The organism is Dietzia sp. JS16-p6b, from assembly GCF_003052165.1.
GTDB lineage: Bacteria > Actinomycetota > Actinomycetes > Mycobacteriales > Mycobacteriaceae > Dietzia.
The window spans coordinates 1243830-1259314 of sequence record NZ_CP024869.1 but is presented as its reverse complement, the minus strand read 5'-3'; the positions used below and the strand labels follow the sequence as shown (position 1 = coordinate 1259314).

Genomic DNA, 15485 nt, shown 5'->3' with positions numbered 1-15485 from the left:
GGTGTCAGAGCCCCTGATCCCGCTGCGGCTCCTCCGGCGCGAGCGAGTCGTCGGCGCCACTGGTGGCGGACTCGGGCCGGCCGGAGGTCTCCACTCCCTCGATCTCCACGACCGGGCAGTCCTTCCAGAGCCGGTCGAGCGAGTAGTAGTCGCGTTCGTCGACGTGCTGGACGTGCACGACCACTTCGTTGTAGTCGAGCAGCGCCCAGCGCCCCTCCCGCGTGCCCTCCCGACGCAGCGGCTTGTGCCCCGCCTCTCGGAGCTTGTCCTCGATCTCGTCGACCACCGCGTTGACCTGGCGTTCGGTGTCGGCCGAGGCCAGGACGAAGCAGTCGGTGATGATGAGCTGACCGGAGACGTCGAGCACGACGACGTCCGTGGCCAGCTTCTCGTCTGCGGCGCGGGCGGCGATGCCCGCCATCTCCAGGGCCTCGGGGCTAGCGGTCACTGGTGGTTCTCCTCGGTGTGGTTGTCGGTGCGGACGAGCTCGCGGTGCGCCGGAGCCGTCGCGGCGGGGGTCCCGTCGAGCCTGGTGGAGCCCTCGGGACGGTACAGGTTGCGTTTGGCGATGTACTGGACGACACCGTCCGGCACGAGGTACCAGACCGGTGCGTCCTCGGCCGCGCGCCTGCGGCACTCGGTCGAGGAGATGGCCAGCGCGGGGATCTCGAGCAGGTGCACGCGCCCGTCACCGATCTCCGTCAGATGGGTGTCGGACAACTCGAAACCGGGGCGTGAGACCCCGACGAACGTGGCCAGCTCGAACATCTCCTCCCAGCCGCGCCAGGTCAGGATCTTCTCCAGTGCGTCCGCACCGGTGATGAAGAAGATCTCGACCCCGGGGTTCTGCCGCAGGAGGTCCCTGAGGGTGTCGACGGTGAACGTGGGACCCCGGCGGTCGATGTCCACGCGACTCACGGAGAACCGGGGATTGGAGGCCGTGGCGATGACGGTCATGAGATACCGGTCCTCGGCGGGTGAGACGGAACGCCCCCGCTTCTGCCACGGCTCTCCGGTGGGGACGAAGACCACGTCGTCGAGGCCGAAGCGGTGGGCGACCTCGCTGGCCGCCACCAGGTGACCGTGATGGATCGGATCGAAGGTCCCGCCCATCACTCCGATGCGGCGTCCGACGCCCGCGGCGGCCCCCGTCGTGGTCATGGTCGCCGAGTCTATCGGTCCGGCACCACGTTCCGCTCCCTCGCGTGCCCGCGCGGTCACACGGGCAGCAGACCCGCGACGACCGCCGTGAGTTGCTCGACGTTGCGACACTCGTGCATGGGCACGTACTGGGAGTACAGGCGGGCGGCCGAGTCGCCCGTGCCCCACTGCTTCCTGGGCTCGGGGTTGAGCCAGTGGGTGTGTCCGACCCGCTCGCTGACGAACTCGAGAGCGTCCACGGAGGGGTCGCGGTAGTTGTTGCGCCCGTCGCCCAGGATGAGCAGCGAACCCGTACGGGTCAGGGTGTGGGCGTAGCGGTCGGCGAACCCCTCGAGCGCGTGACCGTAGTCGGAGTGCCCGTCGTAGGTGATGATCCGGGCCTCGCGCACCATGCGGCTCATCGCCGATCCCAGGTCCGATCCGGTCTCGAAGAACGAGGTGACCTCGTCGGTGGTGTCGACGAAGGCGAAGACCCGCACGCGGGAGAACTGCTCGCGCAGCGAGTGCACCAGTTGGAGCGTGAAATGACTGAACCCGGCCACCGAACCGGACACGTCGCACAACACCACCAGCTCCGGCCTCGCCGGCCGGGGCTTGCGCAGGACCAGTTCCACCGGCACCCCGCCGGTGGACATGGACCGGCGCATCGTCTTGCGCATGTCGATCGCACCCTGGCGGTGACGACGACGACGGGCGGCCAGGCGACTGCCGAGCTGCCGGGCGAGAGGTCCCACGCGTCGCCGCAGGACCTGCAGGTCCTGGTCGTTGGCCCGCAGGAAGTCCACCTGTTCCGCCGCGGGGCCCACCGCGTAGTCGGCCACCCGGTCGCGCCCCACCGTCTCCGCGGTGCGGCGCCGGGTCTCGTCGGCGACCTCGCGGAGGAAACCCCGCACCATGTCCGCCGCCGAACTGGCGGCCGCGGACTTCTCGGCGTGCCGCTTGGAACCGTCCGGGTCGAACGGGTCCGCCCCCATCAGACCGTCGAGGATCTTCTGCATGATCGCGCCGGTGTCGAGGGGACTGAGAGCCTGGTAGGCGGAGTAGCGCGGACCATTGACCGAATCGTAGGAGCCGAGCTGCTCCACCAGGAGTTCGGCCAACGCGCGGGCCTTGGCGCGCGACTCCTCGGTGTTCTCGAGCAGCAGCGAGGCAATGAGCTCGTTCAGAGCGTCGGGGTCCACCGTGCCGTCGTCGTCCGTCGGGATCTCCACCTCGACCGCCACGCCGTCCGCCGGGGAGTGCGCGCCGATCGCGGCGGGGAACCACAGGTCGAAGATCTGGTCGAACACACCGCGGTGGGTGGGCTTGTGCAGGATCGTCGCCGCGAGCGCCTCCCTGAGCGCTGCACGGTCGAGCAGGTCGATGTGGACCATCGCCGCCGCGGCGTCGACCGCCTCACTAGGTCCCACGGGGATCCCTTTGCGGCGCAGGGCGTCGACGAAGTCGACCAGGTGGCCGGACAACCCGCCGGGAGAACGCGTGGTCACCGTGCCTCGCCTCCTTGTCCTCGCACGCTAGTTGAGCCGCAACTCGGCGGCTGCGCGGAGTTGGTCGGACTGGTGCTTGAGCACGACTCCGAGGGTCTGCAGGACGGTCTCGTCGTCGATCGTGTCCAGGCCCAGCGCGACCAGGGTGCGGCCCCAGTCGATGGTCTCGGACACGCTCGGCACCTTCTTGAGCGCCATGGCGCGCAGTACCCCGACCACCCGGACCAGTTGCTCGGCCAGTCGATCGTCGAGCTCCGGCACCCGCGAGGCGAGGATCTTGCGCTCGAGCTCGGGGGTCGGGAAATCCAGGTGCAGGTAGAGGCAACGACGTTTGAGCGCCTCGGAGAGCTCGCGGGCGGCATTGGAGGTCAGCACCACGAACGGCCTGCGGACCGCCTCGATCGTCCCGAGCTCCGGGATCGTCACCGCGTAGTCGCTCAGCACCTCGAGCAGCAGCCCCTCGATCTCGATGTCGGCCTTGTCCACCTCGTCGACGAGCAGCACGGTGGGATCGCTACGACGGATGGCGGTGAGCAGCGGCCGGGACAGCAGGAACTCCTCGGAGAACACGTCGTCCCGCGTGGAGTCCCACCCCTCGCCCTGGCCGGCCTGGATGCGCAGGATCTGCTTGGCGTGGTTCCACTCGTACAGGGCCCGGGCCTCATCGACGCCCTCGTAGCACTGGAGACGGATGAGCTCGGCCTCCGTGGCCGCGGCGACGGCCTTGGCCAGCTCGGTCTTGCCCACTCCGGCGGGTCCCTCGATGAGCAGGGGCTTACCCAGACGATCGGCCAGGTAGACCACCGTCGCGGTCGAGCGGTCGGCCAGGTAACCCTGCGCGCCGAGGCACTCGATCACGTGGTCGATACTCTGGAAGGCCGGTCGTTGCGCGGTCCGGGCTCGGTCCATGGGGGATCCTTTCGGTGGGAATCGCGGGTGATGGGGCGTCGACCCGGGTCGCGCGCGTCAGGGACGCACGTGCCCCTTGCCGTGCGCGATCCACTTGGTACTGGTGAGCTCCTCGAGGCCCATGGGTCCGCGGGCGTGCAACTTCTGGGTGGAGATGCCGATCTCGGCACCGAAGCCGAACATCTCGCCGTCCGTCCACGCGGTGGAGGCGTTGACCATCACAGCGGCGGCGTCGACCCGGGCGCAGAACGTGTCGGCCACCTCGATGCTCCGGGTGGCCACCGCCTCGGTGTGTCCCGAGGACCAGCGTGCGATGTGCTCGATGGCGGCGTCCACTCCGTCGACCACCTTGAGGGCGATGTCCATACTCAGGTACTCCTCGCCCCAGTCCACGTCGTCGGCGGGGACGAGGCCCTCGCGGTCCCCGTGCACGGTCACCCCGGCGGACTGCAACGCCCCCACCACGCGGTCCACCGCAGCGTCGCCGAGGGCCTCGTCGAGGAGCACCGTCTCGGTGGCGTTGCACACGCTGCACCGGCGGGTCTTGCCGTTGAGGAGCAGCCGGATCGCCTCGTCCAGGTCGGCGTCTCCGTGGATGTAGAGGTGACAGTTCCCGGTACCGGTCTCGATGGCCGGTACCTTCGCGTTCTCCACCACCGCCTGGATGAGTCCGGCACCACCGCGGGGGATCACCACGTCGACCAGTCCGCGTGCCTGGATGAGGTGGGTGACCGACGACCGGTCGGCCGACGGCAGCAACTGGACCGCCTCCACCGGTAGTTCGTGGCGCGCCAGCACGTCACGGAGGACCGTCACGAGCGCCTCGTTCGAGTGCCGGGCCGAGCGCGACCCGCGGAGCAACGCCGCGTTGCCCGACTTGAACGCCAGGCCGAAGGCGTCGACGGTGACGTTGGGCCGGCCCTCATAGATCATGCCGATCACGCCCAACGGCACCCGGACCTGACGCAGCTGCAGACCGTTGGGGCGGGTCGATCCACGGGTGACGGTGCCGATCGGATCGGCCAGTCCCGCTACCTGGCGGAGCCCGCCGGCGATCCCCTCGATCCGCTCGGCGGTCAGACGGAGGCGATCCAGCATGGCCTCCCCGGTGCCCTCCGCCGACTGCTCCTCGATGTCGCGGGCGTTGGCCTCGAGGACCTGAGCCTGTGCCGCCACCAGGGCGTCGGCCGCGCCGAACAGAAGCGCGTTCTTGCGTTCCGCGGTGAGCAGGGCCAGTTCCCGCGACGCGCCCCGGGCGCGGAGGGCCGCATCGTGGACGGCTTCACGCGTCGAGTCATGGACGATCTCGCTCGTCGGGTCGTGAGCGGGCCGATCGGCGCCGGACTGGTCGGTGAGGTCGGGGGCGTCGAGGTGGCTGGTGGTCATGTCCACCAGCTTACCGATGCGTCCGGGGAGGACGACGCGACCAGTCAGACGACCGGATCGACTCCGGTCTCGCGCACGGCGAACTCCCGGAAGCGGCGGGCGAGGTCCGGATCCCCGGCGGCGGCGGAGCGCTCGCACGGACCCGGCGACCCGGCGATCTGACGGCATCCCGACGGTCCGATGTACGACGCCGGTGGGAGCGACTCCGTGGCGGCGTACAGCAGCGGTCGCGCCCCGTCGGCCGCGGTGGGGATGATCCCTCGACCGATGCGGTTGAGAACTCTGTTGACCGGCGGGAACGGCGTCGGATCGAGGATCGAGGTGGCGGCGAAACCGGGGTGCGCGAGTTGAACGTCCACCGGCGACCCGGCGGCGCGGAGCCGGTTCTGCAGGTCGAGGCCCCAGAGCATGCATCCGAGTTTGGACTGGGCGTACGCCGCCGCCATGGAGTATCGGCGCCGACGGAAGTGGGGGTCGGTGAAGTCGATGCGACCGGCGGCGTGGGCCATCGAGGACGTGATCACGACCCGCTCCCTGATCTGAGGCAACAGCAGTTCGGTGAGCAGGAACGGCCCGAGGACGTTGACCCCCAGATGGAGCTCGAAGCCGTCGGTGGTCTCTTCGCGGGTCCGGCTCATGAGTCCGGCGTTGTCCAGCAGGACGTCGATCGGGCCCGTGTAGTCCGCCGCGAATGCGCGCACGGCGTCGAGGCGGCTCAGGTCGAGCTCGTGGACCTCCGTCGACCCGCCGATCTCCGCCGCTGCCGATTCCCCCTCGGCGCGGGTGATGGAGGGGAGCACCACGTGAGCGCCGCGACGCGCGACCTCGCGCGCTGCCTCCTTGCCGATCCCGCTCGTGGCGCCGGTCACCATGATGATCTTTCCGGTCAGGTCGGGAAGGCGGCCCACGGTCCATTTCCGGGTGCTGGCCGACCTCTTCTGAATGCTCATGGACACAGTGTGCTGGGACGGCGGGCCCAGCGGTGTCGCTCTGGGTCCACCCGTGGTGCCACGGGTGGTCAGGGGCGAGCCTCGAGAAGTCGACGACGGTCGCCCTCGATCGGTGGCACACTCTGACACCCGAGGGGACGCCACGGGACGAGTCCCGATCCGAGGAGAGACAGTGGCCGAGAATTCGCACGTCACAGCCCGTCACACGACTGCACGCCACGCTGCCGCACGTCACACACCGGCGCGTCACACCACCGACGAGGGCGGCGAGTCACTGACCCTCGATTCGGTCTTCGTGCGTCCCGGCGAGGCCACGGAGCTGCCCCGCTTCACGCTGCCGGGGGACCCCTCGCTTCCCGAGACGGCCTATCAGATCGTCCACGACGAGGCGATGCTCGACGGCAACGCGAGACTCAACCTCGCGACGTTCGTCTCCACGTGGATGGACGACGAGGCCCGGCGCCTGTACGCCGAGACCGTCGACAAGAACATGATCGACAAGGACGAGTACCCCCAGACCGCCGCGATCGAGGAGCGCTGCTGGAGGATGATCGCCGATCTCTGGAACGTGCCCGACGTCCGGGAGTCCATCGGCACCTCCACGATCGGCTCGTCCGAGGCCTGCATGCTGGGTGGGCTCGCGCTCAAGCGACGCTGGCAGTCCGCGCGGCGGGCGGCCGGTCGGTCCACCGAGAGCCCCAACATCGTCCTGTCGACCGCCGTGCAGGTCTGCTGGGAGAAGTTCTGCAACTACTTCGAGGTCGAGCCCCGCTGGGTGCCCATCTCGGCGGAGCACCCGATGCTCGACGGACACGATCTGGAGGAGTACGTCGACGAGAACACCATCGGGGTGGTGGCCATCATGGGCGTCACCTACACCGGTGCCTACGAGCCGGTCGCGGAGATCGCCCGGAAGCTCGACCAGATCCAGGAGACCACCGGTCTCGACGTCCGCATCCACGTCGACGGCGCGTCAGGCGGCATGGTCGCGCCGTTCTGCCAACCCGATCTCGAGTGGGATTTCCGTGTCGGGCGCGTCGCGTCCATCAACACCTCCGGCCACAAGTACGGGCTCGTCTACCCGGGCGTGGGCTGGATCGTGTGGCGCGACAGGGAGTCACTCCCGGAGAGCATGATCTTCCACTGCAGCTACCTCGGTGGCGACATGCCCACCCTGGCGCTGAACTTCTCGCGACCCGGGGCGCAGGTCCTCCTGCAGTACTACATGTTCCTCCGGCTCGGGCGGGAAGGTTACCGCCGTGTCCAGCAGGCGTCTCTGGACGTCGCCCAGTTCCTGGCCTCGGAGATCGGAGCGCTCGCCCCCTTCGAGTTGGTGAGCCGTGGCGACACGATTCCGGTGATCGCCTGGCGGCTCAAGGAGGGGTACACGGAGACGTGGACCCTGTACGACCTGTCGGATCGACTCAGGATGAAGGGCTGGCTCGTGCCCGCCTATCCGCTGGCCGACGATCTGGCGCACCTGACCGTGCTGCGCATCGTGGTCCGGGTCGGCCTGGGACGCGACCTGGCCGCCGCGCTGATCAAGGACCTCGCCGGCGAGGTGATGTTCCTCGACCAGCTCGACTCACCGATGCCGCGCAAGGGCCCCGGGTCGCACTTCCACCACTGAAGGGCCGGTGAGACGGGCCGGGGCGAAGGTGCGGAGGCGCCCCCCGGGGGCTATCGGCGCACGAGCACGGCGACCATGAACCCACTGCCCTCCGTGAACGGCCGGAGGTCCCAGGTGGACCAGCGCTGCTCCAGCTCGAGTCCCGCCCTGCGTGCGTCGTCGTCGAACTCCTCGCGCGTCCACCCGCGGTCGAGCCCGAACCCCACCACCAGCCGCCCGGGTCGACCCCCGACGTCGTCTGACGGTGTCACCAGTCGCGCCGCGAGGTTGGCCAGGACCGCTCCACGGTCGGCGGGGTCGACGAACGCCAGGACGTTGCCTGCGGAGACCGCCAGGTCGAACGGGCCGGTCGCCCAGTCATCCCCTGCCAGGTCCGCGACCTCCCAGGTGGCGCCGGGGCACAGCTCCCGCGCCCGTCCGACCAGGTGCGGATCGAGGTCCACCCCGGTGACCCGATGACCGCGCTCGTGAAGGTAGGCGCCGGTCCGCCCCTGTCCGCACCCCGCGTCGAGGATCCGCGCACCGCGCGGGGCCATGGCGTCGATCAGCCGTGCCTCGCCGTCGATGTCCACGCCCTCGGCCACCATGTCGTCCCACCGCTTGGCATAGCGATGCGAGTGCCCGGGATCGGCGTCCACGATCTTCTTCCACGTCTGCGTCATGGCACCCAGTATGGCCGCGCCCGGCCCGCGCCCGCTCCCGACGTCGGCCACGCCGTCCGGGTGTCGGACCGGTGGTGCACGATGGGCGACATGACCTCAGCTCCCGGCGCCGTCTCCACCACAGGACCCGACCGTCAGGCGCTCCGCTCGCGGGCCGACGAACTGCTGCGCGCCCTCGCCGGTCCGCACGCGAGCCTCCGGGAGGACCAGTGGACCGCGATCGACTCGCTCGTGGCCGACCGGCGGCGCGCACTCGTGGTGCAGCGCACCGGCTGGGGCAAGTCGGCGGTGTACTTCATCGCCGCCCGACTGCTCCGCGAGCTGGGCTCGGGGCCCACGGTGATCGTCTCGCCGCTGTTGGCCCTCATGCGCAACCAGGTCGAGGCCGCCGCGCGGGCGGGCGTACGCGCGGCCACGATCAACTCGGCCAACATGACGGAATGGGACGACGTGCGCGCCTCGGTCCGCGCCGGCGAGGTGGACGTGCTCCTGGTCAGCCCGGAACGGCTCAACAACCCCGACTTCCGCGACACCGTGCTGCCCGCCCTGGCCGCGGACGCCGGCCTGGTGGTGGTCGACGAGGCCCACTGCGTCTCGGACTGGGGGCACGACTTCCGGCCCGATTACCGCCGGATACGCACGCTTCTGGCGGACCTGCCCGAGGGCGTGCCGGTCCTGGCCACCACCGCCACGGCCAACGACCGGGTGGTGCGCGACGTGGCACAGCAGCTCGGTGTGGGCGAACGACCGGGTGGGTCCGGGGGCCCTGACGGGGACGCGGGCGACGCGGCGTCCGACACCCTCGTTCTGCGCGGAGGGTTGGACCGGGAATCGCTGCGCTTGTCGGTCGTGGCGATCGACGACTCGGAGCGCCGCGCGGCGTGGCTGGCGGAGAACCTGGAATCCCTGCCGGGCAGCGGGATCATCTACAGCCTCACCGTGGCGGCGGCCGAGGACATGGCCGGATTGCTCACCTCCGCCGGGCACCGTGTGGGCGCCTACACCGGCCGCACCGACGCCGGCGAGCGCGAGGAACTGGAGCGCTCGTTGCTGGACAACGAGGTCAAGGCGCTGGTCGCCACGTCCGCGCTGGGCATGGGATTCGACAAACCCGACCTGGGCTTCGTGGTCCACCTGGGGGCCCCTCCGTCGCCCATCTCCTACTACCAGCAGATCGGTCGCGCGGGTCGCGCGGCCGAGCGCGCCGAGGTGGTGCTCCTGCCCGGGCCCGAGGACCGGGCCATCTGGAACCACTTCGCCTCCCTGGCCTTCCCCCCCGAGGACGTGGTCCGCCGGGTCCTCGACGCCCTGGAACCGGACCGGCCGCAGTCGACCCAGGCCCTCGAGCCCGCGGTCGATCTGGGCAGGACCCGGCTGGAGATGGTGCTCAAGGTCCTCGACGTGGACGGTGCGGTCCAGCGGGTGCGAGGAGGGTGGATCGCCACCGGGCGACAGTGGCACTACGACGCCGAGCGTTACGCCGGGCTGGCCCGGGCCAGGCGGTCGGAGCAGGAGGCGATGATCGCCTACGAGCAGACCGGCTCGTGTCGGATGGAGTTCCTGCGTCGGCAGCTCGACGACCCCACGCTCGACCCGGCCTCCGGCGGGTGCGGTCGATGCGACAACTGCACGGGTGACCGGAGGGCGGCGTCCGTCGACGAGGGTGCCCTGACCCGGGCACGCGAGGCGCTGGAGCGCCCGGGGGTGGTCCTGCCCCCGCGCCGACAGTGGCCCACCGGTCTCGCGCGGCTCGACGTCCCGTTGAAGGGAAAGATCGCCGACGGGCCCGCCGAGGGACGCGCCCTTGCCCGCCTCACCGACCTGGGGCTGGGCCAGAAGCTCCGCGGACTACTCTCCGGGGCCGACCAGGAGGCTCCCGACTGGGTGGTCCGTGCGTGCGTCCCGGTTCTGCGCGACTGGGGGTGGGAGGAACGGCCCACCGGGGTGGTGGCCCTGCTCACCGGCGAGCGGCCGGTACTCGTGGGGAGCCTGGCCCGCGCGCTCGCGCAGATGGGCCGGATGGACCACCTCGGGGAGCTCACCAGAGATCCCGACCTGCCCCCGGTCACCGCCCAGAACTCCGCCTACCGGGTCGCCCAGCTCTGGGGCACGCTGTCCGGACCGGAATCCACCCCCACCGGGCCGGCCCTTCTGGTCACCGATCTGCACGAAACGGGATGGACGGCAACGGAGGCCGCTCGGCACCTGCGAGTTGCCGGAGCCCGGGCCGTCCTGCCCCTAGCGGTGGCCGCCGCCGGGTGATCCTGGACGAGCCCTGCAGCGGTCGGAGCGCGAGCACGGAATAATCACGACCATGGACTTCTCAGCGTCTCGACCACCGCGTCCCGGGCCCGGGTCCGCCACCCCCGTGCAGCGTGATCTGTCGTGAGTGCCCTGACTCTGGGCGCGCTCGCTGTCGGCTTCGTCCTGCTCGTCGCGGGCGGGGAGTCCCTCGTGCGGGGAGCGAGCAGATTGGCCGTCACCATTGGGATGTCGCCGCTGGTGGTGGGGTTGACCGTCGTCGCGTTCGCCACCTCCACCCCGGAGCTCGCGGTGAGCGTCGACGCCGCCCTGAGTGGTCACCCCGGGCTGGCGGTCGGCAACGTGGTGGGCAGCAACATCGCGAACATCCTGCTCATCCTGGGGCTCACCGCGTTGGTCGCCCCACTACTCGCGAAGTCCCGCATCGTCCGTGTCGACATTCCCATCATGGTGGGGTTCTCCATCGTGCTGTTGGTGGTGGCTCTGGACGGGGTGATCAGTGCGCTGAACGGCATGCTGCTGCTCGCCGGGTTGGTGGCGTACGTGGTGGTGACGGTGGTCATCTCCCGCAAGCGCACCGCCGACACGGTGGAGACGACGCACGACGGGTCGACGGCCGAGAGCACGGCCGGCGCGGAGTCAGACGCGGACGCTGAAGCGGACGAGGACGGGGGGGCACACAAGGGGGCGCACTCGATCCTCATGAGCTGCGCGATGGTCGCCCTGGGCGTACTCCTGCTGGTCGTCGGCGCTCGACTGCTGGTCACCGCGGCGAGCGATCTCGCGGCGGCCTGGGGTATGAGCGATCTGGTCATCGGCCTCACCGTGGTGGCGATAGGCACCTCACTCCCCGAGCTCGCGACCAGCCTGGTGGCCGCGTTCCGGGGTGAGCGCGACATGGCGGTGGGGAACATCGTCGGCAGCAACATGTTCAACATCGGCGCGGTTCTGGGCGTCACGTCCCTGATCACTCCGATCGAGGTCGCAGCGGGGGCGATCCGATTCGACCTCCCGATCATGGTGGCCGTCGCACTGGCCCTGTTGCCCATCGCGTTCACCGGTATGGCGATCAAGCGCTGGGAGGGGTTCCTCTTCGCCGGTTTCTACGCGGCCTACATCGCGTACGTGGTGCTCCAGGCTTCGGGGCACGACGCCTTGGAGCCGTTCAGCACTGCCATGCTCTGGTTCGTGATCCCCTTCACCGCGGTGTGGCTGGTCGTGCTGGCCACCTACGAACTCGGCGTGATCCGGGGGCGGAAGCTGGCACGACGACAGCTCGCCGCGCGGGAGTAGCGCGGTGCCGTCGGAGGAACCGCTCTGTCAGGAGCCACGCGACAACCCGGTGCGGTCCAGGGTCATGATCGGTTCATGAGAGCTCGGCAAAGCGTTCGGTGTCTCGGACCCGACCCGAGACGATGATGGTGTCGCCCTCGGTCAGGACCGTCTCGGCCGTGGCGTAGGTGAACCCCTCCCCCGGACGCTTGATGGCCACCACGGTGACCCCGAAGTCGGTGCGGATGCTGCTCTGCCCGAGCGGCTGGCCGAGTGCGAAGGTCGGCGCGGACGTCTTGACCATGGCGAAGCCGTCGTCGAACTCGATGTAGTCGATCATCCTTCCCCGCACCAGGTGGGCGACACGTTTGCCCATGTCGTGCTCGGGTCGTACGACGTGGTGGACGCCGATCTGGGTGAGGATCTTGGCGTGGGAGTTGCTGGTGGCTTTGGCCCAGATGTTGGGTACCTCCAGGTTGATGAGCACCGACGCGGTGAGCAGGCTCGCCTCGAGATCGGACCCCATCCCCACGACAGCGCGGTCGAACTGGTGGACCGACAGCTGGCGCAGTGACTCCTCGTCGGTGGTATCGGCCACCACCGCGTGGGTCAGACGGTGTGCGACCTTCTGCACCACGGCATCGCTGGAGTCCACGCCCAGGACCTCGGCGCCCTGCGCCATCAACTCCAGGGCCAGGGACTTGCCGAACCGGCCCAGTCCCAGAACCACCACAGCGTCGGGAGCTCGTCGTCTAGCCAATGAGGGGCCTTTCTGCGGGAAGGTCGTACCGTCGGCCACGCTGTCGCGCGGCCAGTGCACTGACCATGGTGATCGGGCCGATGCGGCCGAGGTACATGAGCAGTATCAGTATCCACTGCCCCCAGTGGGGCAGTTCGGCGGTGATCCCCGTGGACAATCCCACCGTGGCGAACGCGGAGGTCACCTCGAAGAGCAACTCGTTGAGGCCGAACGGCGTGCCGGCGAGCAGCACGATCGTCGAGGTCGTGACGAGCCCGATCCCGATCAGCGCCACCGCGAGTGCCTGTCGCTGCACCCGGGTGTCGACGCGACGGTCGAGAATGGTCACCGACCGCTCGCCGCGGACCTCGGCGATGATGATGAACAGCAGCAGGGCGAAGGTGGTCACCTTGATCCCGCCGGCGGTGCCGCCGCTGCCCCCGCCGATGAACATCAGCACATCGGTGACGAGCAACGTCGCGTCGTCCAGGTCGGCGTAGTCGACACTGTTGAACCCGGCGGTCCGGGGCATCACGCCCTGGAACGCCGCCACCAGGACCTTCTCCGCCGCGTTGTACCCCTGGAGGGTGCGGGCCCACTCCAACGCCAGGACAGCTCCGAACCCGAGGGCCAGCAGCACCGCCGTCACCGAGACGGTCAGGCGCGTGTGCAGCGTCCACCCCGCCCGCGACCGGCTGCGGGGAGGCCTGCGCCGGAGCCGCCGGCCGATCTCGAACAGGACCGGGAACCCCAGGCCACCCAGGATCACCGCGACCATCAGGGGGACACAGATCCACGGGTCGGTGGCGAACCCGATCATGTTGTCGCTGTAGAGCGCGAACCCGGCGTTGTTGAACGACGAGATGGAGTGGAACACCCCGAGCCAGAGGGCCCGCAGCACGGGCTCGTCGTAGCCCAGGGCGAAGCGGAGTGCCAGCGCGGCGGCGGTGACGAGTTCGATCCCGATGCTCAGCCGGATCACGCCGATGACGACGTCGCGGACGTCGCCGAGTTCGGAGGCACGGGCCTCTGCCGCGGTGTTCATCCGGGCCTTGAGCCCGATCTGATCGGCCAGCACCAGCCCGACCATCGAGGCCATGGTCATGATCCCCAGGCCGCCGACCTGGATCAGGGCGAGGATGACCACCTGACCGAACCCCGACCAGTGCACCGGGGTGTCCACGACGATCAGCCCCGTCAGACACATCGCCGACGTCGAGGTGAACAGCGCCTCGGTGAACCCGGTACTGCTCCCGGGCTCGACGGCTCCGGGCAGGAGCAACAGCGCCGTGCCCACCACGATCGCAGCGGCGAAGCTCATCGCCACGACCCGGACCGGGCTCAGCACCACCCAGCCGGACCACCGCCGAAGCCCGGACGGCCAGACCCGTCTGTCACCATCAGTCACGAAGTGAGACTGTAGACCCACGTGCCGGCACCGCGGACTCATGTCCCGGCATCGACCCCCATCGAAGCGATCCACCGTTAGCCCCTCCAGATGTGAGCGCCGTCACCGGGCAGGTGGGTGTGCGGACGCGAGCCGAGACGCAATCCGGTCCGGACCAATACTGACGGCGACCTTAAGTTCCTGCACAGAACACCTTGTGGGAATCCCCAGCCCCTCCCGAAGCGCTGCGCATCGCCACCGCAAAAAGACTGTGGCCTGGGCCACAATTCTCCTGTAGGGTAACGACTGTTAGCCTTGGGCGGCACGAAAAACGCGCTACGCCCGACCCCAGCTCGGCCCCCGCGTCATCGTCGGAGTGACACCGTGCTCCCTCGGACACAGTGTTCTGGCGGACACGGGGGTCGAGGACAACAACGAAGGACGGTGCCGCCGTGCAGTCATCACTCATCTCTCTGACCCCCATGGAGAGAGTCCATATCGGGACCCCGGTCGCGGAGGCCGCGGCGCAGGAAGCGGAGCTCCTCGGCGCGAGCCGGGTCTTCGTGGTCTGCAGTGGGACCCTGAACTCCCAGACCGACGAGATCCGACGGGTGATCGAGGCCCTGGGTGATCGGTTCGTCGGCCTGTTCGACGCGGTCCGGCCCCACGTGCCCCGCCAGGACGTCATCGCGGCGACCCTGGTCGCGGCCGAGGCGGATCCGGACATGCTGCTGTGTGTCGGCGGCGGCTCGGCGACGGACCTGACGAAGATCCTCGCGGTGACCCTGGAGCACGGGATCCGCACAACCTCCGAGGTGGACGCCTACCACCTGCAGGTCAACCCCGACACCTCGGTGACCGCCCCGAGTTTCTCGGCCCCGAGCATCCCCGTGGTGGTGGCCCCCACGACGCTGGCCGGAGGCGAGTTCAACGCGCTGGCGGGATCAACGGACGAGGAGAGCAATGTCAAGGAGGGGTACGTCCATCCGGCGATGACCCCGCGGGCCGTCATCCTCGATCCCGCGCTCACCCGGCACACCCCGGAATGGCTCTGGCTCTCGACCGGGGTGCGCGCTCTCGATCACGCCTTCGAGACCCTGGGGTCACTCGAGTCGAACGGGTACTACGACGGGATGGCGATGAACGCCATCCGCCTGCTCTCCGAGGGCCTCGTCCGGGTGAAGGAGGACGGCGATGACCTGGAGGCCAGGCGGATGTGCCAGGTCGGAGCCTGGTCGTCGATGGTCGCGATCGTCGCCGGCCTGGACATGGGTATCAGCCACGCGGTCGGGCATGCGCTCGGAGGGTCGTTCAAGGTCCCGCACGGACACACCTCCTGCGTGATGGCGCCGTTCGCCCTGGAGTACAACCGGGAGGTCAACGAACATCGCCAGGCGCTGATCAGCGTGGCGTTCGGCGAGCCGCAGACACCTGCGCACGAGCTCGCCGACGCGCTCATCAGGCGGCTGGGCATGCCGCGGTCGCTCACCGAGGTCGGACTGTCCGAGGACGACCTGTCCAGCCTAGCCGCGTACACCTTCAAGGACATCTGGTGCGGGACCAACCCGAACCCGATCGCGGACGCCGACGCGCTGGTCCCCCTGCTGCGTCGCGCGCTCTGAGAGAAGACACAGACCCGC

13 protein-coding genes are annotated in these 15485 nt (G+C 69.6%); 4 read left to right on the top strand and 9 right to left on the bottom strand.

From position 1 onward, the window contains the following. Positions 1 to 4 precede the first annotated feature (4 nt). The 6 genes from rsfS to CT688_RS05655 are packed head-to-tail and all read right to left on the bottom strand — an operon-like array spanning position 5 to position 5893. Complete coding sequence (rsfS, locus tag CT688_RS05680) at positions 5 to 448, bottom strand: ribosome silencing factor (RefSeq protein WP_107756098.1); 444 nt, start codon at positions 446 to 448, stop codon at positions 5 to 7. Next, positions 445 to 1161 carry a nicotinate-nucleotide adenylyltransferase gene (gene nadD, locus CT688_RS05675; RefSeq protein WP_182612433.1) on the bottom strand — a complete coding sequence of 239 codons (717 nt, stop codon included), beginning with the start codon at positions 1159 to 1161 and terminating at the stop codon, positions 445 to 447. Before nadD ends, rsfS begins: the two co-directional genes overlap by 4 nt. A 56-nt stretch (positions 1162 to 1217) precedes the next feature. Continuing rightward, complete coding sequence (locus tag CT688_RS05670; RefSeq protein ID WP_107756097.1) at positions 1218 to 2648, bottom strand: VWA domain-containing protein; 1431 nt, start codon at positions 2646 to 2648, stop codon at positions 1218 to 1220. Positions 2649 to 2675: 27 nt separating this feature from the next. Beyond that, a complete protein-coding gene (locus tag CT688_RS05665; RefSeq protein ID WP_107756096.1) occupies positions 2676 to 3557 on the bottom strand; it encodes a MoxR family ATPase in 882 nt (293 codons plus the stop codon). A gap of 57 nt (positions 3558 to 3614) precedes the next feature. Further along, positions 3615 to 4943, bottom strand: a complete 1329-nt coding sequence (locus CT688_RS05660; RefSeq protein WP_107756095.1) for a glutamate-5-semialdehyde dehydrogenase — start codon at positions 4941 to 4943, stop codon at positions 3615 to 3617. A 44-nt stretch (positions 4944 to 4987) separates the two neighbouring features. Next, on the bottom strand, positions 4988 to 5893 hold the full coding sequence (locus CT688_RS05655) for an SDR family NAD(P)-dependent oxidoreductase (RefSeq protein ID WP_107756094.1): 906 nt from the start codon (positions 5891 to 5893) through the stop codon (positions 4988 to 4990). 172 nt (positions 5894 to 6065) lie between these two features. Here CT688_RS05655 and CT688_RS05650 point away from each other — a divergent pair, with 172 nt between their 5' ends. Next, positions 6066 to 7523 (top strand): glutamate decarboxylase, encoded by a 1458-nt coding sequence (locus CT688_RS05650; protein WP_107756093.1) that lies wholly within the window; start codon positions 6066 to 6068, stop codon positions 7521 to 7523. Positions 7524 to 7573: 50 nt separating this feature from the next. On the opposite strand, the gene CT688_RS05645 is transcribed toward CT688_RS05650, so the two are convergent. Next, entirely contained in the window at positions 7574 to 8185 is a 612-nt protein-coding gene (locus CT688_RS05645) for a class I SAM-dependent methyltransferase (RefSeq protein ID WP_107758033.1), read from the bottom strand. An 81-nt stretch (positions 8186 to 8266) separates the two neighbouring features. On the opposite strand from CT688_RS05645, the gene CT688_RS05640 reads away from it, so the two are divergent. Next, entirely contained in the window at positions 8267 to 10447 is a 2181-nt protein-coding gene (locus tag CT688_RS05640; RefSeq protein WP_107756092.1) for an ATP-dependent DNA helicase RecQ, read from the top strand. A 123-nt stretch (positions 10448 to 10570) separates the two neighbouring features. Then, a complete protein-coding gene (locus CT688_RS05635) occupies positions 10571 to 11740 on the top strand; it encodes a calcium/sodium antiporter (protein WP_107756091.1) in 1170 nt (389 codons plus the stop codon). Between the two features lie 73 nt (positions 11741 to 11813). Here CT688_RS05635 and CT688_RS05630 read toward each other — a convergent pair whose 3' ends face one another. Both CT688_RS05630 and CT688_RS05625 read right to left on the bottom strand, forming a co-directional pair. Next, the gene (locus tag CT688_RS05630) at positions 11814 to 12452 is read right to left on the bottom strand and encodes a TrkA family potassium uptake protein (protein ID WP_107756090.1); all 639 of its coding nucleotides are present in this window, start codon (positions 12450 to 12452) and stop codon (positions 11814 to 11816) included. A 19-nt stretch (positions 12453 to 12471) separates the two neighbouring features. Beyond that, on the bottom strand, positions 12472 to 13779 hold the full coding sequence (locus tag CT688_RS05625) for a TrkH family potassium uptake protein (protein WP_194305335.1): 1308 nt from the start codon (positions 13777 to 13779) through the stop codon (positions 12472 to 12474). A 518-nt stretch (positions 13780 to 14297) separates the two neighbouring features. On the opposite strand from CT688_RS05625, the gene CT688_RS05620 reads away from it, so the two are divergent. Next, positions 14298 to 15467 (top strand): iron-containing alcohol dehydrogenase, encoded by a 1170-nt coding sequence (locus CT688_RS05620; RefSeq protein WP_107756088.1) that lies wholly within the window; start codon positions 14298 to 14300, stop codon positions 15465 to 15467. Positions 15468 to 15485 lie beyond the last annotated feature (18 nt).

Excerpts from the sequence above, each read along its gene's own strand:
- nadD (WP_182612433.1), bottom strand. The coding sequence starts at position 1,161 with ATGACCACGACGGGGGCCGCCGCGGGCGTCGGACGCCGCATCGGAGTG.
- CT688_RS05665 (WP_107756096.1), bottom strand. The coding sequence starts at position 3,557 with ATGGACCGAGCCCGGACCGCGCAACGACCGGCCTTCCAGAGTATCGAC.
- CT688_RS05660 (WP_107756095.1), bottom strand. The coding sequence starts at position 4,943 with ATGACCACCAGCCACCTCGACGCCCCCGACCTCACCGACCAGTCCGGC.
- CT688_RS05655 (WP_107756094.1), bottom strand. The coding sequence starts at position 5,893 with ATGAGCATTCAGAAGAGGTCGGCCAGCACCCGGAAATGGACCGTGGGC.
- CT688_RS05645 (WP_107758033.1), bottom strand. The coding sequence starts at position 8,185 with ATGACGCAGACGTGGAAGAAGATCGTGGACGCCGATCCCGGGCACTCG.
- CT688_RS05640 (WP_107756092.1), top strand. The coding sequence starts at position 8,267 with ATGGGCGACATGACCTCAGCTCCCGGCGCCGTCTCCACCACAGGACCC.
- CT688_RS05625 (WP_194305335.1), bottom strand. The coding sequence starts at position 13,779 with ATGAGCTTCGCCGCTGCGATCGTGGTGGGCACGGCGCTGTTGCTCCTG.